This window comes from Ignavibacterium sp. (assembly GCA_032027145.1).
Taxonomy (GTDB): Bacteria; Bacteroidota; Ignavibacteria; order Ignavibacteriales; family Ignavibacteriaceae; genus IGN3.
Map to the genome: position 1 here is coordinate 1,472,211 of JAVSMP010000001.1, position 19,072 is coordinate 1,491,282.

Consider the following 19,072-nt stretch of genomic DNA (forward strand, 5'->3'; position numbering starts at 1 on the left):
CAGTTATTAAATTCAGAATAAATACACCCGGCAATTATTTATTATTCTCCAGAGCTTTAAGCTCTAAAATTTTATCATCAAGAATTTTAATTTTTTCATTTAGTTCAATTATCTTTTCGTCAAGAACCTTTTCATATTCTTCTTTATCCCAGTATCCGCGTTCCTCAAAATAGCTTTTAAACAGCCAATTATGTTTTAAGGCTTCCATATTTTCAGCAAGTCTTGAAGCTGAAGTTTTAGCATCTTCGCTAACTGTAACAAGGTTATTAAGAATTTGATTTAGTGTTTTTCCTTCTTTCCCTTTATCCGATACAAGTGAACCAAGTAATCCTTTACCTTCTGAAACACCGACCAGAACAGTATCCAACCGTGCTACCAGAGTATTAACATTAGTAACAACATCAGAAACACCTTTACCAAGTTCATCAAAAAGAGAAACGACACCTTTCAATTCATTAGTCAAAGAAACGAGGCTTTTATCAGCTGACTTAGTAAGTTCGGAAGCAACAGAATAAAGTTCATCATCATTAATAATTTTACCAAGGGTTCCATCTCCCTGATTAACTTTATAAACTATCTCAGCCAGATTTTTTGTCATATCTTTTGTATAAGCCATAATTCCCTGAGTTTCTCCGATAATATCAGCAAAACTTAAAGGCTCTTTAGAAAGAATTGTACCTTCATCCTTTATTTCACCTGCTTTTTCTGAGCCCATTGTTATTACAACAACTTTATTACCAACAAGTCCCTCAGTTTCAATACTTGCCTGCGAATCTGTTTTTATAAATCTTTTGATCTCTTCTTTTATTCGCATTGAAACTTCTACTCTGCCGCTTGTACCGCTTACAATATTTATACTTTTAACTGCACCAACATCAATACCCCCGAATCTTACCGATGCGCCATTCCGTAAACCTTCAGTATTTTTAAAGTAAGCCTTTATTGTAAATGTTGATGAAAAAAGCTGACCTTTATTACCTAAAAGGAAGATTAAAACAACTAACAAGGCGCTTCCTAAAAAGATAAAAATTCCAAGCTTTGCATTTGCAAGATTTTTAAACATTAATTTCTCCTGTTATGCTCTTGTATAATTTCATTACTAAAGAAATTTCTTAAAAATGGATCTTGTGATGACTTTAAATCTGCAATACTTCCTTCTTTCATTATAACTCCGTCGTTAAGCATAATGGCTCTGTCAGCAATAATTTCTGCACAAAGCAAATCGTGTGTTACAATTATTGAAGTCATCTTTAAAGATTTTTGTAACTCAAGAATAAGTAAACTAATTTCTTTTGATGTAATTGGATCAAGACCAGTAGTTGGTTCATCATAAAACATCAACTTAGGATCTATTATTATTGCTCTCGCCAGTCCGATCCTTTTTTTCATTCCGCCTGAAAGTTCCGAAGGCATTTTATCAATAGCTTCTTCAAGTGAAACTTTTTCCAAAACTGATTTAACTTTTTCTAATCTTTCTTCGGGTGTAAAATTAAAATGCCTTATCAATGGAAATTCCAAATTCTCTCTAACCGTCATTGAGTCATAAAGTGCGGCTCCCTGAAATAAAAATCCAAAATCCTTCCTCAGATCATTAAGCTGTTTCAGATCCATTGCAAGAACATCTTTACTGTCAATAAAAATTTCACCGGAATCCGGTTCCATCAATCTTACAATACATTTTAACAAAACACTTTTTCCGGTTCCGCTTTGTCCAAATACAACCATATTTTCACCTTCTTCAACTGTCAAAGACACATTTCGAAGGACACTAAGTGAATCGAATGATTTAGAAAGATTTTTTATTTCAACAACTTTATTCATAATAAACGATTAAACTGTCGGCCATAGCCACAATGTAATTTTAACCAGAACCATATCAAAAATTAAAATCATTAAAGACGAAACAACAACGGCAGTAGTTGCTGCTTTACCAACACCTTCAGTTCCGTTAGTTGCTGTATAACCTTTATATGAACCGACAATTCCTACAATAAATCCAAATGCAAAAGTCTTTAACACACCGGGTATTGCATCGCCAAATGTAACTGATTTAATAACTGAATCAATGAAGTATTGATAAGTCATATTCTGCACAAGAACGACAGCAATATAAGCGCCTAAGAAAGCTATAAATATAACATACACAGTTAAAATTGGTAAAATAAAAGTGCATGCAAAAACTCTTGTTACAACCAGGTATTTATAAGGGTTAACACCTGAAACTTCCATTGCATCAATCTGCTCTGTAACTCTCATCGAACCTAATTCTGCTCCGATTCCTGAGCTTACTCTGCCCGCAAAAATTAATGCAGTAATAACCGGTGCAAGTTCTCTCACAATAGAAATCCCAACAGCGCCGGGGAGAAATGCCTCAGCACCGAACCTGACCATTACAGGATGCATTTGCATAGTGATTACCAGCCCGATTATAAATCCTGTAACACTAACAATAGGCAAAGTTTTAATTCCAAGTTCATCCATATGTTTTCTGATTTGCTCAACTTCATAAGGCGGAACAAAAATCTGTTTAACAAACTCCCATTGGAATTGCCACAAGCCGGCAATCATGATAAAAAAATCATTAAGCTTTTTATCAAATGCGCTTTTTCTTGTTGTTTTATTTTTTGAGTCTGTCATTAGAGTTATGGATTGTATCAATTAATTCTTGATTTTCATATACCAAACTAAACAAATTCCTGAAAAGTTTTTAGGGCAATAATGATAGTGTGCAAAACATCAAAAGCTTACATAAAAGCATTTTCGTAATGTGTGATTTGCGGATTATTTTCTGAACCAAGTATAATCGCAATAACATCAAATCTGCAGTCAGCCTCTTCTATTTCATTATCAAAGAGATATAATTCTGCAACTTTTTTAATCTGCTGGATTTTCTTTTTGGTAATTGCATATTCTGGCTCACCATACTCAAGAGTCTTTCTTGTTTTTACTTCAATGAAAACAAGGGTTTCTCCGTCCATTGCAATAATATCAATTTCACCATGACTGAATTGGTAATTCCGCTTTAATATTTCAAAACCTTTTTCTAACAGATATTTTGCTGCTATCTCTTCACCTTCTTTACCAAAATCCTTTTTACTTTTTTTAGTCATTTCAGATCAAAGTCAAACGTTGTTTGGTAATTATTTTCATAAATCTTTTTTAAAAAAGTCTTTCTATGCAGATTGCAGGCGCCATAGTTAAGAATTGCACTGATATGATACTTTGTTGGATAACCTTTATTGTTTTCCCATCCATACTCGGGATACTTTGAAGCAAGTTTAATCATAATTCTGTCTCTTATTACTTTTGCAATTATTGATGCCGAGGCAATTGATAAAGATTTTGAATCTCCTTTAACAATTGGAATAATTTCTGCATCCGATTTAAAAATTTTATTACCATCAACTAAAACCACATCAGGTTTATGTTTCAGCTTTTCAACTGATCGTTTCATTGCAAGCAGTGAAGCATTTAAGATATTTATCTCATCTATTTTTTTATTTTGAATAACTGTATAAGAATACGAAATGGAATTCCTTTTTATTACATCAAACAATTCATCACGTAATGACTCATTAAGTTTTTTAGAATCATTAATTCTGTCATCATAAAAATCTTTTGGCAGAATAACGGCAGCAGCTACTACCGGTCCTGCAAGCGGTCCTCTTCCTGCTTCATCTGTTCCTGCCAGAATTGTTTTTGAATTCAGTAAATATTTATTGTCAAAGTTCTTCAATTACCTAAATAAATTGCTGTCAATCCGATGACCATATTTAATTTTAATAAGTTACTGGTTAATGCAATATCTGTTGCTTTTTTTTGCAAAAGATTTTTTATACATACCACAAAAACCGGATTTACAAATATCATCACAATTACAAAAAATTCAATTTTATATATCTGAAAAACAAAGGGATAAAAAGTAAATGCAATTAAGATAATAATCAGTATAGTGGCTAATTTTTTCGCTGATTGAATACCATATCTTATTGGAAAAGTAATAATATTTTGTTTTTCATCGCCATCAATATCCTGAATATCTTTAACTATTTCTCTAATTAGATTGATGAAAAATGCAAAAAGAGCCGGAATGACAGCAGCCTCAGGATTTTTAACTACAAAACCTCCGTAAATAAATGCTAATCCGGTTAATATAGCTACAGTAATATTTCCAACAAGAAGTATTTTTTTAAGATAAGCAGAATAGATGTAAAGTAAAGAAATTGAAAACAGTACTATTAAAAAAGATGATAGTGATAGATAAGCAGCTATTATTGCCGCAATTGTGTTTAAAAGAAAGTATTCAAACTTTGCTTCTGTTTTTGTAAGTCTGCCCGTAATTAATACTCTATCTGGGTGTGCTGTTTTATCAGTCTCAATATCAAATAAATCATTAATTACATTTCCTGCTGCGGCAGTTAAAGCAGCCGCAAGTGATGCGAGTAATATCAAACTTATTTCTGCTGGATTTTCCTGAGAAATTAGCATTGAGACCACTACAACACAAAAAGTAATTGCAGCATTAAACAGCCGGGTAATTTTAATATATGCCGAAAATTTCTTTAACACTGTCATTAAAAAATTATATTACTGTTACAAATTAATTGAAGCAGTAATGATATAGAAATAAATGAGTAATTTATTTCAAATACTTGAATTATTTATAGTAAAATGGAACGCGGATTGAACAGATTAAACTGATGTAAACAGATTAATCAATCTTCTGTTTATCAATCGCACTATTTGTAAGAAATGTTTTTAAAGTAGAGTAAGGCTAAGACTTAAAGTAATTTGATTGAGAATAGTCGGGTAATAATTTTTTTGATGTACGAATTAGAATTCATTTAAAATTCCAAAATGGATTTTGCCATCACTGAATGAATCATCTTTTCCTAATGCATAACTTACCCTAAGCACACCAAGTCCTGTTTCAATATTTAATCCTAATCCAAAACCATAAAGAAAATCTTCTTGTTTACTGATATTTTTATCTGCTTGTTCAGGTCTTAAATAGTATCCGGTATCAAAAAATAAAAAGCCGTAAGATCTTCTGGTAAATAGCGCCCGGTATTCCAGATTAGACCAAAAAATTCTTGAACCCAAAAACTGATCTTCTCTGTATCCTCTTAAAGTGTTAGTGCCTCCTAATCTAAACAGATCGCTGTTCTCAAAGCTTGAAGTTCTTAATTCTTTACCATTAACACCAACTGCAATAACTTGTTTTGAAAATAATTCGTAGAAGAAATAAAAACTTACTGCAAATCTTTGCAGATCAACTGATGTATTAGTTGTAGCAGTAATGTATTCAGCCGGACCGTTAATTTTTTTTCTGGTATAGGAGTAAGTATTGATGAACATAAGCCCTTCGGTTGGCGAATACGGATCATCTCTGGTATCTATTTTAAGATTTGCACCTGTAGTTAGATAAGATGAATTAAATATTGTGAAAACAGGTATTGTTCTTACAGTAGGAACAACACTTTCTGTGCTGATAACCAGACCGGCAGAAATGTTTTCAGTTGCCAGATAATCAATAGAACCCTCAATTCTTCTTTGGACATAAGTTGAATCCTGTATCCTCTGATATAAACCGGCATTTATATTTACAGGAAAATTTAACAGCCAGGGTTCTAAATACCTTAAATCAAGTTCCTGAGAATTACGATCATATTTATTCCATTTGAGCGATACGCCTCTGCCTGTTCCGAATAAATTTCTTAAAGATATATTTACAAGTCCGGTTACATAACCACTCGACTCATTTTTTCCGGGAGGAATGTAGCCGATTATTCCATCAAAGTTGTTTGTGTTTTTCTCTTTTACATTTAAAACTAATACTCCCTCATTTTTAGAGTTAATATAAAATTGCGGGACAGGCACTGGTTCAAAAAATCTCAGACGGTTTAGTCTTTTCGGAAATTCTTCTATTTTTTTTTGGTTATAGGGTTCAGTATCATCCAACCTTAGCTCTCTTACGATTACATAATCCTTTGTTGAGGTATTACCGGTAATATCAATTTTATCAATTTTACTTATGCTGCCGCTTTCAAGTTTCAAATTGATATCTGCAAATCTTTTACCTTCAGATGAATCATTTAATAACTGCACTGAATTTATTTTGATTTTTGCAAAAGGAAAGCCGGTATTTTCAAAATCAATAAGTATTTCATCAATAATTTTTTCAATATCATTTTTATTAAATACCTGACCTTCAAGAAATCTGAATGGCTCATAGTATTTATTTAATAATGTTGAGTCATCAGTTTGGATATTAATTTTATTTACAAGTGTTGGACTGTCTTCACTTATAATGATTTTAATATTAAACTTTGTTGAGTCATTCGGGGTTAAAACCTCTGCGCGGTTGAAATCAAAAAAGTAAAAACCATTGCTTAATAAATTTGTTGAGATTCTGTTTTTAACTGAATCAATTATTCCTTCAAAGTAATTCTGATTTAATGAAAGTTTTGACCATTTGAAATAAGTATCGTCATCAAATTCTTTATTACCATCAATTACAAATGAGTTTAACTTTTGTGATTGTAAAGAAGAAGTAAGAAACAACAGAAATATTAAACTAAATTTCGTGAGGCGAGTCATCTATTATCTTTGCTTTTTTCCCAACTGAACTTATGTGCACCTGATTTATAAAATTTTCTATCTCATTTACTTCTACTTCTGCTACGCTTAGCTTAGATGCATTCAATCCTGCTAATGCAGTTGAAAATTTTAGTGTTTCCTCAAAAACTTCCGATCTTATCCAGTTAAAAACAAGTCCGGCAACAAAGCAATCACCGCATCCTGTCGAATCTGATTCAGAGATTTTTATTGGCTGTATTTTATAATGATAATCAAAATTTGATGCATAGAATTCTTTATCACCATTTGTTAAGAAAGTTCTCTTAATGTTTTTATCATTGCAATAAGTCAAAAACTTACGGACATCATTTTCAGTTTGAAGATTAATATTAAGACTGGTTTTTATCTCATTAAAATTATTATGGAGCATAGTTGGTGAAGCTTCAATACAATCATTTAAATGTGAACCATAGGTATCACAAACGGAGATTTTATCATATTTATTTGCAAGCTTTATTCCAAACGGAATAATTGAATCAGTAGATTTACAAGGTGAACTTCCTGAAAACACCACTACTTCACAATTCTGAATCATCTTATCAAGCTTCGATTTGAATTCATCAGCTTCTGCTTCTGTAATTTCAGGATTTTGTGAAAAGAAAGTAGAGACCTGTTTTTCTTTTTCTGCGATGATTACAGCCGCATGTCTTGTTTCTGATTTTGTCTGGATGTATGTAAACTCAAGTCCGGAATCCTTTGCAATCTCTCTGAATAATTTCCCATTAGTACCGCCGGAAAAGAAGAAGTTAAATGAATTGACTCCGAATATTTTTAACTGACGGCTTACATTTAAACCTTTGCCGCCAAGTGCAGTAGAACTGGAATTACAATGATTAATTGAACCAAAATTAATTTTATTAAATAAAAATCGTCTCTCAAGCAGCGGGTTTAGTGTTACAATCAATATCATAATGAAAAACCAAGGAGCTTAAAAAATATTAATATCTATATCTGTATAAATCTCCGGTTAAAGGTGTAATTAACCTATAATCTCCAAAACCTGTTTGATCTAAAAAGACAAAACTTCTGTTAAGCTCATAATATTCCCACACCTCATAAGGTTTTGAATCATACTCAAAAGGATGCCTGTCAATATTATTTGGTGCTCCAAGAATAATATAAACCATACCTCTGTCTGATTTCCAGCCTTCTATATAGCTGGAAAAATTTTCATTAGTGTAGGCTACTCTCCTGAAATATTCATCTAGAAATTCATTCTCATCATTATTGGGTGATGGGTCTTTCTTCTTCCAGAACTCTAAGAATCTTTTTGTTTTTTCTTGTACCGTTTCACCGCTTTGCATGTAATCAAGCTCAGCAGGTGTTGCAATATAAAGTGTCTGAGCAATAGCTTTATCAATATCAGTTATAATTGCAGGCAAACCCTTCCAATGAGAAAAGAATATTTTACTTGTTTTGTCTATTACTTTTTCTGTGGAATCCGAAACGGAAATTGATAGAGTGTAAATTCCCAAATCGAATGGAAACTCTTTAAAAGCATATAAAATCTGATTTGCACCCGATTTAATGTTCCTATCTTCAATTTCTTTGTGTACTAATGTGTTCTCAGAACTGAGTACGGTATATTCAAAAGTCAATCTTGAATCAATAGTATCTTTCAGATAAAGCTCAAAGTAAAATTTTACTCTATCTTTAGATGATGGGATATTTCTGCTAACATTTGGAATTATCTCATTTTTTGTCTGAGCAGGTTCTTTAGTGGATATAAAGAGGATATCACTTAGTGAAATATTTTTATCGTAAGCTTTGACTGTAAAACTATTCTCACCGAATGCTTCTTTTCTGGAATCTTTATCCTCAAGCATTGTCCTTATAAAATAATTACCCGGTGCTAATTCAAAAGAGCGCTTGCTTAAATTATAATTTTCTTTTGAAGTTGCGATATTGTAATCAATTACATTTATCGTTTCATTCCAGGTTTTCTCTACAATTAACTTTTTCTTCGAGCTATCAAGCACTGATGCTGTTACCGAATACTTAGCAGTAAAGCCCTGATTTGATTTAACGAACTGAAGATTTTTATACGGCACCTGAATAAAAATATCAACACGGGATGTACTGCCGGAGCCAGAGTAAAAGTTAACAAAGTCCTGATAATAGGTCGGCTCCAATAGTTGTTTTTGATTGATAGTGGGATCTTTTCCCTGCGCTGAAAGGCTAATATTAAGGATAATAATAAATACAATTAGACTAAAAAATTTCATCAGGAATTCCTTTCTGATTGCAATAAATTGCCGTACAAATCATACTCATCGCAATCGTTAATAACAATATCATAAAATTTACCAATTTCAAGCTCATTATCTTTTGCCGGTATTAAAACTTCGCCATCTACTTCAGGAGCATCGCGGTAAGAGCGCCCTATATAAAACCCGCCTTCAATCGAATCGATCAGTACTTTTAATTTCTTCCCAATAAATGTTTCATTTTTTTCAAGCGATATTTCTTTCTGAATCTCCATCAAAATACTTTTTCTATTTTCTTTCTCTTCTTCCGATACAGGATCACCAAGAATAAAACTGGCAGTATTTTCTTCAACGCTAAATGTGAAAGTACCTATCCTGTCAAATTTTTCTTTACGTACAAAATCGCAAAGTTCTGTAAAATCTTTTTCGGTTTCGTTTGGATAACCGGTAATAAATGTAGTTCTTATTGTTACATCAGGAATTTCAGTCCGTAATTTATTAAGCAATACTTTTGTTCTTTCAGCGGTTACTCCTCTGCGCATAGATCTTAAAACATCATCTGAAATATGCTGTAACGGTATATCAACATACTTAAGAACTTTAGGATTTGTTTTTATTTCCTCTATCAGTTCATCAGGGAAGTGAGATGGATAAGCGTACATCAATCTAATCCATTCTATTCCATTAATCCCGCTCAGTTTTCTTAACAGATCAACAATACTTTTTTTGCCATAAATATCTTTGCCATAATCTGTTGTATCCTGAGCAATTAAAATTAATTCCTTAGCACCGTTTTTTGCAAGAAACTCAGCTTCGCTGAAAAGCTCTTCTATCGGTTTGGATTTATGCAGCCCGCGCATAAGCGGTATTGCACAAAAAGAGCAGGGATGATCGCATCCTTCAGAAATTTTTAAGTAGGCAGTATGAGATGCAGTTGTTAACAATCTTTCACCGAGCAGTTCTCTTTTAAGATTGCCGCCAAGTTCTTTGATTATTCCCTCATAATTTTCAGTTCCAAAATAAACATCCACTTCAGGAATCTCTTTTAACAATTCATCTTTATATCGTTCAGATAAACAGCCGGCAACAATAACTTTTTTTATAATCCCGCTGTTTTTCATTGCTACAGCTTCAAGAATAGTATTGATAGATTCTTCTTTTGCTAATTCAATAAAACCGCAAGTGTTGATTATTACTGTATCAGCTTTGTTTGGATCTTCGACTAATCCGATTTTATTAAGCTGAATTTGTTTCATTAGTCTTTCTGAATCAACTGTATTTTTTGAACAACCAAGAGTTATTACAGATACTTTGTTAGTCATAAATAATTATTTCGATTTCATCAAACCAAATATGTTAAATACAAATAAATTATTGGCGAAGAGAATAACAGCGAATCAAAGCGGTCAAATATTCCTCCGTGTCCCGGAATCAAGTTTGATGAGTCTTTTACCCCTGCATCACGCTTTATCAGAGATTCAACAAGATCACCGATTTGACCAAATGTTCCGATTATAAATCCAATTATTATTACATCTTTAATTGTTAAAAAATCAAGTACCAAATATTTTGCTGATATCATTGTAAGTATTGCAAAGACAAATCCGAATACTGCGCCTTCCCAGCTTTTCTTGGGACTTACTCTTAAAAATAGTTTATGTTTACCGAGTGCTGTTCCTCCAAAAAAAGCTGCTGAATCACAAATCCAGATTGCTGCAAAAACAGTAATTATCAGATATGCACCATTAATATATAATCCGGTTGACACCGGATAAAACTCCCTGATACCAACAAGAGCACTTCCGAACAAACCGAAATAAAATATTCCTAATAATGTAGAACCAAGATTAAGTATTGCTGAATCATAATTTCTGAATAATTCAATTATCAGAAGAATTATAAAAACAACAATTAAAAAATGGTACTGACTAAAAAAGTGGCTGTATTGATTAAGAATTAATATTATTACAGAAATTAATCCCGGATATACATTTGCATTGGCATTTTTCTTTTTAGCCATAACAGCATATTCATAAAATGAAATACCGGTAATTATCAAAACAAAGCTTAAAAAATAAACTCCGCCAAAGTATGCCATTAACAAAAGCGCTGGTATAGCAATTACTGAAACTATTATTCGAATTGCAGTATTACCTAATTTCATTATTCGTCATTATTTAATTTAGAGTCATTAAGTTGTTTAATATAATTAACAGCCGATGATACATCTTTGGTTTTTACCAGTAACTTAATAACTGCAAGGTCTCCTGTTGCTGGAAAGCTGCTATCCTTTTGTGACAGAATGTTTGTTTCTATTCCTGCACTTTCAAGAGTATCATTTAACATTTGTACATCATAAAGCTGATCGGATGTATAAACGATTACCCATTCCTCATCTATCAGTTCTGGTACTAAAGATACATTGCAGTCGGGACAGACTTTTATGCCTTCCTTATATTCATATCTGCAATTTGGACAAAATGGCATTTTTGTTTCTCCTATGTTGTTCTTTTTAAATAGTATTTATTTATTAAAACGATTAAAGCTGCAAATAAAATTACAAGTACAAAAAACATCATTACATAAGAACTCAGTTCGTTCTGATTAACAGCCGGGTCTGATTTAATTAATTCCTCATCACCAACTGTATGATACAGAATTACAGCCGAAAAATTATTTAAGAAATGAAGAAACATCGGAACTAAAAGAGTTTTGCTTTTATATGCAGCAAATCCAAAAAAGAAACCTAATACAAATAAAGGTATCAGTCCATAAGGATTTGCATGGAAAAGGCTGAAAAATAATGCCGTTATACCTGCAGCGATATATTTTCTATATTTTAATTCAAAACTTCGTTGTATAAAACCCCTGAACATTGCTTCTTCCGATATTGCTGGCACAATTGCAATAACTAAGATAACCAGCAGCAATTCAAAAACATTTGAAGCTTCTAAAAGATTTTTATAGGTTTTTTCAACCATATCATTCAAAATATCGAAGAAAGATTTTACAGAATTGAAGAATGACAAGTTCTTTGCAAGTATATCAAAAAAATAGTTTTGTATGTAGAGATAAACCTGCAAAAGCGGTGTAAGTATAATCATACCTAAAGTAAAAAATCCGGTCTCAATTAGTTTTGGTTTACGAATGCGGATAATTTTACCCACATCATTATAAATCCATTTTGCAAATAGCAGCGCAGGTAATAAAATAAACAGAATCTGTCCAGCCATTGTCATCAGGCGCAAATTATTAACCGGAACTGCCTCAAGGTTCATTCCAAGTATTAATATTGTTAAAAATCCGCCAACAATCTGATATAATAAAAATCCTCCGGCTAAACCAATAAATGCTGCTGCAACAGGTGAAATGGTAAATACCAAATCGTCATCCGGATCATACCCGGGTTGATTTTCTTTTGCAGTTTCAACTAATTCTTCAGAATCTTTATCAGGTCCGTGTTCGTGTTCTTCGTTTTTTTCTAAGTTATCCATCAGTATTTAAATATGAAATGATTATTTATGAATAAAATTACAGATATAAGAAGTGACCTTCAAATATAATTTGCGTGAAGTAACTAGGGTTTATCAGCTAAATTTTTAACATGCTTAAAATGTTTATTTGTGTACTTTAATCTAAAACCAGACTATTAATCTGCTAAAACTTTGGCTCTGTTGATTAACTCAGCATTTTTGTTTTTGGCTTCGGCTTATCAATGGAGTCGTAATATTTATTTCCTTTTTGTTTGACAATGCCGGGCGTGAATTATATTGACTCAACCTCTGGTTTAATTCATAATTAATCAAGTAACAACAGAAGTAAAAAATTGTGAGACTTCCGGGGAATTGTTGTTATGCTCACCACGAATCAGTTTTAACACTGAAATGATAAAAATCAATTAAAGAAATATTTGCGAAAATATTTTTTAGATATAAGAAAACTTTATTATTTTTTAAACGCTTGATATAGAAAATAGGTATTCATGTTCGGGTTCGTAAATACAAAAGTAAAACAAAAATATTTGGACAATAATGATCTTTTGATCAATCGAAAAAAAAGGGAAAGAAAATTTAAATTTATTTTTAGCTTACTGGCTTTTGCAATTCTTAATCTTGTTCTGTATTTGCTTACAAAATCATACTAATCAAAATTTTAAGTCCTGGTGTTTATGCAAAATAATAATGTGTATATAGAAACGTATGGCTGTCAGATGAATGTAGCTGATACTGAGATAGTTCTTGGAATTTTAAAAAAGCAGGGTTTTAACGTAACTGATAAACCTGAAAATGCTGATGTTATTCTGCTTAATACCTGCAGTGTTAGAGACAATGCAGAACAAAGAATTTATGGCAGAATTGGTAATCTGAAAACATTAAAACATAGTAAACCAGGATTAGTTTTAGGAATACTTGGTTGTATGGCTGAAAGACTGAAGAAAGATTTAATTGAAAATAAAAAAGTTGTTGATATAGTTGTTGGACCCGATGAATATAGAAGATTGCCCGAATACATAGATGTTGCTTTCAATGGTGATAAAGGAATCGGGGTTAAACTATCCCGAACTGAAACTTATGATGATATAGAACCATATCGTGAAGATGGGCTTTCTGCCTGGATTTCGGTAATGCGCGGCTGTGATAAGTTTTGTACATTTTGCGTAGTGCCATTTACACGCGGAAGAGAAAGAAGCCGTTCACTTTCATCTGTAGTAACAGAATTAGAAGAGCTATCCAAAAGAGGATTTAAGGATGTTTCATTGCTTGGACAGAATGTAAACTCTTATTTGGATGATAGAAATGATTTTGCTGATCTGCTTGCTGCTGCCGCAAAAGTTGATCCTGCAATGCGGATAAGATTTACTACTTCTCATCCACAGGATATTTCTGATAAACTGCTTAATACAATTGCTGAATATCCAAATCTTTGTAATTATATCCATTTACCTGTTCAATCAGGATCAAACAGAATTTTAGAATTGATGAATCGAACTTATACAGTTGAACACTATCTTAACATTATTGAAAAAGCGAAGAAGATTATTCCCGGTGTAAGTTTTTCAACCGATATAATCTCCGGTTTTCCAACAGAGACCTGGGAAGATCATCTTGCGACAATTGAAGTGATAAAGCAGGTTAGATATGATGGTGCTTATATGTTCAAATACTCGCCGCGTGAAGGAACAAAAGCATACAAAATGAATGACGATGTTCCTGAGGATGTTAAATCGAAAAGACTTCAGGAGATTATAGACTTACAGCAGCAAATATCGTATGAAAAAAATCAGGAATTGATTGGTAAGGAAGAAATTGTTTTAGTTGAGGGATTCAGTAAAAAGTCCGATGAGTTTTTTTCCGGCAGAACAGATACAAATAAAGTTGTAATAGTTCCTGTCAATGAAAAGATTAAAGTTGGTCAATACATAAAAGTCTGTATTAACAAAGCAACCTCAGGTACATTATTCGGAAACTATCTTTCTCATATTTACCCGGAAAAAGTAGGTGTTGCTCTTACAGTATAAACAGACTAATTTGCATTGAGTTTTTTAGTTTGTTATATCATTTATGAAAAAGAACATTTCGGTATTTCTTATAATATTTTCTTTGCTGATGCTTTCAAAAAGTTTTGCGCAGGAAGTTGATATTGTTCCTTACTTAAAAAAAGTTGAGCAGGGAAGTATTGAGGAAGTAAAATCTGAATTACTGAGTCTTAAAGTTGATTACCCAAAAAGTGCTAATCTGATATTTCTCGAAGCTGTGTTAACAGAAAACGGGCAGGATGCCGTTGCTCTCTATCAAAAGATAATTGATAACTATCCCAAAAGCAGATATGCTGATGCAGCATTATATAGAATATATTCTTATTATTTTGCTCTCGGCTTGTATAATACCGCTGATAAGCAATTTGAAAGACTAAAAAAGGAATATCCTGAATCACCCTATATAAAAATGGTAGATGTCAACACCGTTAAAAAAGATGATGAGGAAAGTTCAAACCAAATTGAAAATCTCAAACAGCAGAATGATTCGGAACAGGAATTTTCATACACAATTCAGGCAGGAGCTTTTACAAATTCTGCAAATGCATCCGGTTTGAAAAAAGAAATTGAAAATGCCGGTATGGTTTCTTTTATAAAAGAAAAAAATGTTGCTGGAACAGTTTTTAATGTTGTTTACGTTGGTAAGTTTTCTTCACGAAAAGAAGCTGAAGATTTTCTTCCGATTGCTAATACAAGATTTAAAATTAATGGACGAGTTACAGAGATAAATCAGTGAATATCAAGTTTTTAGGCACAGGCTCCGGCTTAACTTCTCTTGAGCGTTACCATTCATCATTCTTAATTACCTCATCAAATTATAAATTCCTTGTCGATTGCGGAGATGGTATTTCAAAAGCATTGCTTAATCAGAATGTAAATTTCGATACTATTAATTCTATAATTATTTCTCATTTGCATGCTGATCATTTTGCAGGATTACCATCATTACTTACTCAGATGAAATTGAATAACAGAGAAGAAAAACTATCAGTTTATATTCATAAATCTGATAAAGAATTTTTAACTCAGTTTATTCAGCATTCTTATTTGTTTTTTGACAGATTATTATTTGAATTAGAAATAATTCCATTTTCCGAAGAAGAGAATATTTTTTTAACAAATAAATTTTCTTTTTTATCTAAACGCAATTCACATCTTGATAAATATCGCGAAAATAAAACTTCAGTCGCCTTAGGTTATACTTCGCTTAGCTTTTTATTCCTGGATCACGAAAATTCTGTAATCTACACTGGAGATGTTGGCAGCGATAATGATTTGTATTTATTTGAGGATAAGGTTGATTGGTTCATCACCGAAATCACTCATGTGAGCCTTGCAGGTATTATAGGTTTGATTGAGAAAAAAAGTGCAAAAAAAATTATTCTTACGCATCTTGATAAACTGTCTGATAAAATTATAGTTGATCTGAAAAAACATTTTGATACTGACAATGAAAAGACTGATATCTTAATTGCCGCCGATGGGTTTGAATTAAATCACTATAGTTCAAACTGTCTTTAATAAATTCTCTTAATCTGTTATATTTGGCATACAGTTTTTACAAAATGGCAGATATATTTAACTATGACCCGCGAAGAGTTCAAAACCAGAAATGGGATAATTGGTAAATCCAAGGAAATTAATGATCTGATTGATATTATTATGCAGGTTGCAAAGTCCGATATTTCAGTACTGATCTTTGGTGAAAGCGGAGCAGGTAAGGAAGTATTTGCAAAGGCAATTCATGAGTTTTCTAACCGTTCAAACAAACCGATGATCTCTGTTAATTGCGGTGCAATCCCTGAAGGTATAATTGAAAGTGAATTATTCGGACATGTAAAAGGTTCGTTTACAGGTGCAGTTGATTCACGTAAAGGATATTTTGAAATTGCTAATAACAGTACCTTATTTCTTGATGAAATTGGCGAACTGCCCTTAACAACTCAGGTTAAGCTTTTAAGAGCAATCGAAACTCAGGAATTTATGAAACTTGGTGCTGAAACTGTTACTAAGGTAGATGTAAGAATTATTGCAGCAACTAATAAAGATTTGCAAAAAGAAGTTGATGCAAGAAGATTCAGAGAAGATTTGTATTTCAGATTGAAGGCAGTATCGCTTAATATACCGCCTCTTCGAAAGAGAAGACCGGATATTGAAGAGCTTGCTAAACATTTTGCAAAAGTTTATTGCATCAATAACAAGATTGATATTCCTGATTTTACAAACGGTGCATTGGAAATATTAAAAAATTATTCATGGCCCGGTAATATTCGTGAGTTAAAAAATACAATCGAAACCTCAATAGCGCTTAACCGTAGTAAAACAATTACAGAAGAAATGTTATCAGATCTGACATCAGAATTTGTTGATTATAATGAACAAAGAAATCTTCCTGTATTCTTAAAAAAATCTCCCGAAGATGTTGATAGAGAATTAATGTATCGTGCTTTATTTGAGATTAAGAAAGATATTCTGGAATTGAAAGATCTGATTGTTCATCGTTTTAATGTAGAAGATTACAAAAAAGATTCTGATGGCGAGGATGTGCTTTCTATCAGAGAACTTGAAAAGGATGCAATTATAAAAGCATTAGACAGAACTAAAGGAAGCAAACGGAAAGCTGCCCGGCTTCTTAACATCAGTGAAAGAACTTTATACAGAAAACTTAAAGAATATGATATTAACGAAGCGTAAAAAAAGTGTGGGCTTGTTTTACACAGTTTATCCGCTCTTGTTTGTAGTGATAATTGGGATTAATTTTACTGGGTGCTGTGTTTATTCTTTTACCGGTGCCTCAGTTCCGGAGCATTTAAAATCTATTGCAATACCAATTGCAGATGATAGAAGCGGTTCTGGTGAACAAGGACTTAGAGAAAGCTTAACACAAAGCTTAATACAGAAGTTTATTGATGATAATACTTTACAGGTTGCTGAAAGAACATCTGCTAATGCATTATTAGAATGTTCAATTGTTTCGCTTGGTTATGCTCCTGCTATTGTTTCTGCCGGTGAAAGTATTGCTACAATGAGAGTTACTATCGGTGTAAAAGTTATTTATCGTGATCTTGTTAAACGTACGACTATATTTGATAAAACATTTACAAAATATAGCGATTATCCTGCAAGCGGCGGAATTAACGAAAGAAAAGAAGCACTTGAAAAAGCAATTGACCTTATTAGCGAAGATATTTTATTAGATACAGTTTCAGGCTGGTAAAAAAGGAATTATAATAAAATGGATCAAATAGTATTAATCGGTTATTTCCTTTCACTAACTATACTTTTTGTTTTTGGTCTTCACGGTTTTGTAATGATTTTCTATCACTACAAATACGGGCACAAAACTCCGGTGCCGAAAGATAAATTAACTGAAGATTCAATGGTTACAATTCAATTGCCATTGTATAACGAAATGTATGTGGTTGAAAGATTAATTAACTCTGTTTGTCAGATTGATTATCCAAAAGATAAAATGGAAATTCAAGTCCTTGATGATTCAAATGATGAAACAACTTCGATTGTTGCAAAAGCAGTTGAAGAAAAGAAAAAAGAGGGATTTGATATTTCGCATATAAGAAGGGGATCAAGAGAAGGGTTTAAAGCAGGTGCACTTAAAGAAGGAATGAAAATAGCTAAAGGGGAGTATATCGCAATATTTGATGCAGATTTCATTCCACAAAAAGAATTTCTAAAGAAAACTCTTTCTTATTTTACTGATGATAAAGTCGGAATGGTTCAAACAAGATGGGAGCATTTGAACGGTGACTATTCCATAATCACAAAAGCTCAGGCTCTTGCTCTTGATGGACATTTTGTAATTGAACAAAATGTAAGAAACAAGTCAGGATTTTTTATAAACTTTAACGGTACCGGCGGTGTATGGAGAAAAAAATGTATTGAGGAAGCCGGTAACTGGCATGCTGATACTTTAACCGAAGACCTTGATCTTAGTTATCGTGCACAATTAATTGGATGGCGTTTTGTTTTTCTCAAGGACTTTACTTCGCCTGCTGAACTTCCTGCAGAAATAAATGCATTAAAGAATCAGCAATTCCGATGGACAAAAGGTGCTGTCGAAACCGCAAAAAAAATACTTCCACTTGTATGGAAATCAAAAATACCTTTACGGGTTAAGCTTCAATCAACTTTTCATTTAACTAATAATCTTGTGTTTCCATTTATTCTTCTGGCTGCAATCTTAAATGTTCCGCTTATATTTATAAAGAACAGCGGTTCACATGAGGCTTACTTTGCAATTATGTCATTATTTGTGATGGCTTCTGTCAGCTCATTTATGTTTTATCTATACTCACAAAAAGAAATCAGAACGGATTGGAGAAAGAAGATTGTACTATTTCCGCTGTTTCTTGCTGGCAGCATGGGGCTTGCTGTTAATAACTCCCGAGCAGTTTTTGAAGGATTGATGAACCGAAAAAGTGAATTTGTAAGAACCCCAAAGTTTAAACAGGAAAGCGATAAAGATTCCTTTGCCGGGAACAAGTATTTGAGTAAAAAAATCGGTTTTTCAGTTTATGTCGAAACTATATTAGCTGTTTATTGTCTGATTGGACTTTTTTCATCAATTTATTTCTTAGAGTTAGCATCCATTCCTTTTCAGATTTTATTCTTTTTAGGATTTGCGTTTATGTCTTATACATCAATTAAACACACTTTATCGACGAAATAAATA

19 protein-coding genes are annotated in these 19,072 nt (G+C 32.5%); 6 read left to right on the forward strand and 13 right to left on the reverse strand.

Annotation, left to right across the window (positions count from 1 at the left end; genetic code table 11):
• Positions 1-34: 34 nt before the first annotated feature.
• The 13 genes from ROY99_06030 to ROY99_06090 all read right to left on the reverse strand — a co-directional run bounded on the left by ROY99_06030 (position 35) and on the right by ROY99_06090 (position 12,340).
• Positions 35-1,063 carry an MlaD family protein gene (locus ROY99_06030; protein ID MDT3695933.1) on the reverse strand — a complete coding sequence of 343 codons (1,029 nt, stop codon included), beginning with the start codon at positions 1,061-1,063 and terminating at the stop codon, positions 35-37.
• Positions 1,063-1,821, reverse strand: coding sequence for an ABC transporter ATP-binding protein (locus ROY99_06035; GenBank protein MDT3695934.1), 759 nt, complete (start codon positions 1,819-1,821; stop codon positions 1,063-1,065). The genes ROY99_06030 and ROY99_06035 overlap by 1 nt, the downstream gene beginning before the upstream one ends.
• Positions 1,822-1,830: 9 nt before the next feature.
• On the reverse strand, positions 1,831-2,637 hold the full coding sequence (locus ROY99_06040) for an ABC transporter permease (GenBank protein MDT3695935.1): 807 nt from the start codon (positions 2,635-2,637) through the stop codon (positions 1,831-1,833).
• Between the two features lie 107 nt (positions 2,638-2,744).
• Entirely contained in the window at positions 2,745-3,110 is a 366-nt protein-coding gene (locus ROY99_06045; GenBank protein MDT3695936.1) for a YraN family protein, read from the reverse strand.
• Positions 3,107-3,736: a ribonuclease HII gene (locus tag ROY99_06050; GenBank protein ID MDT3695937.1), complete on the reverse strand. Its 630-nt coding sequence runs from the start codon at positions 3,734-3,736 to the stop codon at positions 3,107-3,109. The genes ROY99_06045 and ROY99_06050 overlap by 4 nt, the downstream gene beginning before the upstream one ends.
• Positions 3,733-4,569 carry a geranylgeranylglycerol-phosphate geranylgeranyltransferase gene (locus ROY99_06055; protein ID MDT3695938.1) on the reverse strand — a complete coding sequence of 279 codons (837 nt, stop codon included), beginning with the start codon at positions 4,567-4,569 and terminating at the stop codon, positions 3,733-3,735. Before ROY99_06055 ends, ROY99_06050 begins: the two co-directional genes overlap by 4 nt.
• 264 nt (positions 4,570-4,833) lie before the next feature.
• Positions 4,834-6,600 carry a BamA/TamA family outer membrane protein gene (locus ROY99_06060; GenBank protein MDT3695939.1) on the reverse strand — a complete coding sequence of 589 codons (1,767 nt, stop codon included), beginning with the start codon at positions 6,598-6,600 and terminating at the stop codon, positions 4,834-4,836.
• Positions 6,578-7,549: a PfkB family carbohydrate kinase gene (locus ROY99_06065; protein ID MDT3695940.1), complete on the reverse strand. Its 972-nt coding sequence runs from the start codon at positions 7,547-7,549 to the stop codon at positions 6,578-6,580. The genes ROY99_06060 and ROY99_06065 overlap by 23 nt, the downstream gene beginning before the upstream one ends.
• Positions 7,550-7,577: 28 nt before the next feature.
• Entirely contained in the window at positions 7,578-8,864 is a 1,287-nt protein-coding gene (locus ROY99_06070; GenBank protein MDT3695941.1) for a GWxTD domain-containing protein, read from the reverse strand.
• Positions 8,864-10,168, reverse strand: coding sequence for a 30S ribosomal protein S12 methylthiotransferase RimO (gene rimO / locus ROY99_06075; GenBank protein ID MDT3695942.1), 1,305 nt, complete (start codon positions 10,166-10,168; stop codon positions 8,864-8,866). The genes ROY99_06070 and rimO overlap by 1 nt, the downstream gene beginning before the upstream one ends.
• A gap of 20 nt (positions 10,169-10,188) precedes the next feature.
• Positions 10,189-11,010 carry a phosphatidate cytidylyltransferase gene (locus ROY99_06080; protein MDT3695943.1) on the reverse strand — a complete coding sequence of 274 codons (822 nt, stop codon included), beginning with the start codon at positions 11,008-11,010 and terminating at the stop codon, positions 10,189-10,191.
• Positions 11,010-11,333: a hypothetical protein gene (locus ROY99_06085; GenBank protein MDT3695944.1), complete on the reverse strand. Its 324-nt coding sequence runs from the start codon at positions 11,331-11,333 to the stop codon at positions 11,010-11,012. The genes ROY99_06080 and ROY99_06085 overlap by 1 nt, the downstream gene beginning before the upstream one ends.
• Before the next feature lie 11 nt (positions 11,334-11,344).
• Positions 11,345-12,340 carry a CPBP family intramembrane glutamic endopeptidase gene (locus ROY99_06090; GenBank protein MDT3695945.1) on the reverse strand — a complete coding sequence of 332 codons (996 nt, stop codon included), beginning with the start codon at positions 12,338-12,340 and terminating at the stop codon, positions 11,345-11,347.
• Positions 12,341-13,029: 689 nt separating this feature from the next.
• Here ROY99_06090 and miaB point away from each other — a divergent pair.
• The 6 genes from miaB (at position 13,030) to ROY99_06120 (ending at position 19,069) form a co-directional block, all read left to right on the forward strand.
• On the forward strand, positions 13,030-14,364 hold the full coding sequence (gene miaB / locus ROY99_06095) for a tRNA (N6-isopentenyl adenosine(37)-C2)-methylthiotransferase MiaB (protein ID MDT3695946.1): 1,335 nt from the start codon (positions 13,030-13,032) through the stop codon (positions 14,362-14,364).
• A gap of 43 nt (positions 14,365-14,407) precedes the next feature.
• Positions 14,408-15,118: an SPOR domain-containing protein gene (locus ROY99_06100; protein MDT3695947.1), complete on the forward strand. Its 711-nt coding sequence runs from the start codon at positions 14,408-14,410 to the stop codon at positions 15,116-15,118.
• Positions 15,115-15,903: a ribonuclease Z gene (locus ROY99_06105; GenBank protein MDT3695948.1), complete on the forward strand. Its 789-nt coding sequence runs from the start codon at positions 15,115-15,117 to the stop codon at positions 15,901-15,903. The genes ROY99_06100 and ROY99_06105 overlap by 4 nt, the downstream gene beginning before the upstream one ends.
• 63 nt (positions 15,904-15,966) lie before the next feature.
• Complete coding sequence (locus tag ROY99_06110) at positions 15,967-17,076, forward strand: sigma-54 dependent transcriptional regulator (GenBank protein MDT3695949.1); 1,110 nt, start codon at positions 15,967-15,969, stop codon at positions 17,074-17,076.
• A 13-nt stretch (positions 17,077-17,089) separates the two neighbouring features.
• Positions 17,090-17,599, forward strand: a complete 510-nt coding sequence (gene lptE / locus ROY99_06115) for an LPS assembly lipoprotein LptE (protein ID MDT3695950.1) — start codon at positions 17,090-17,092, stop codon at positions 17,597-17,599.
• A gap of 18 nt (positions 17,600-17,617) precedes the next feature.
• On the forward strand, positions 17,618-19,069 hold the full coding sequence (locus ROY99_06120; protein MDT3695951.1) for a glycosyltransferase: 1,452 nt from the start codon (positions 17,618-17,620) through the stop codon (positions 19,067-19,069).
• The last annotated feature ends 3 nt before the right edge of the window (positions 19,070-19,072 follow it).

Excerpts from the sequence above, each read along its gene's own strand:
- ROY99_06040 (MDT3695935.1), bottom strand. The coding sequence starts at position 2,637 with ATGACAGACTCAAAAAATAAAACAACAAGAAAAAGCGCATTTGATAAA.
- ROY99_06030 (MDT3695933.1), bottom strand. The coding sequence starts at position 1,063 with ATGTTTAAAAATCTTGCAAATGCAAAGCTTGGAATTTTTATCTTTTTA.
- ROY99_06065 (MDT3695940.1), bottom strand. The coding sequence starts at position 7,549 with ATGATATTGATTGTAACACTAAACCCGCTGCTTGAGAGACGATTTTTA.
- ROY99_06060 (MDT3695939.1), bottom strand. The coding sequence starts at position 6,600 with ATGACTCGCCTCACGAAATTTAGTTTAATATTTCTGTTGTTTCTTACT.
- ROY99_06045 (MDT3695936.1), bottom strand. The coding sequence starts at position 3,110 with ATGACTAAAAAAAGTAAAAAGGATTTTGGTAAAGAAGGTGAAGAGATA.
- ROY99_06100 (MDT3695947.1), top strand. The coding sequence starts at position 14,408 with ATGAAAAAGAACATTTCGGTATTTCTTATAATATTTTCTTTGCTGATG.
- rimO (MDT3695942.1), bottom strand. The coding sequence starts at position 10,168 with ATGACTAACAAAGTATCTGTAATAACTCTTGGTTGTTCAAAAAATACA.
- ROY99_06070 (MDT3695941.1), bottom strand. The coding sequence starts at position 8,864 with ATGAAATTTTTTAGTCTAATTGTATTTATTATTATCCTTAATATTAGC.
- ROY99_06085 (MDT3695944.1), bottom strand. The coding sequence starts at position 11,333 with ATGCCATTTTGTCCAAATTGCAGATATGAATATAAGGAAGGCATAAAA.
- ROY99_06080 (MDT3695943.1), bottom strand. The coding sequence starts at position 11,010 with ATGAAATTAGGTAATACTGCAATTCGAATAATAGTTTCAGTAATTGCT.
- ROY99_06090 (MDT3695945.1), bottom strand. The coding sequence starts at position 12,340 with ATGGATAACTTAGAAAAAAACGAAGAACACGAACACGGACCTGATAAA.
- ROY99_06120 (MDT3695951.1), top strand. The coding sequence starts at position 17,618 with ATGGATCAAATAGTATTAATCGGTTATTTCCTTTCACTAACTATACTT.
- ROY99_06110 (MDT3695949.1), top strand. The coding sequence starts at position 15,967 with ATGACCCGCGAAGAGTTCAAAACCAGAAATGGGATAATTGGTAAATCC.
- ROY99_06035 (MDT3695934.1), bottom strand. The coding sequence starts at position 1,821 with ATGAATAAAGTTGTTGAAATAAAAAATCTTTCTAAATCATTCGATTCA.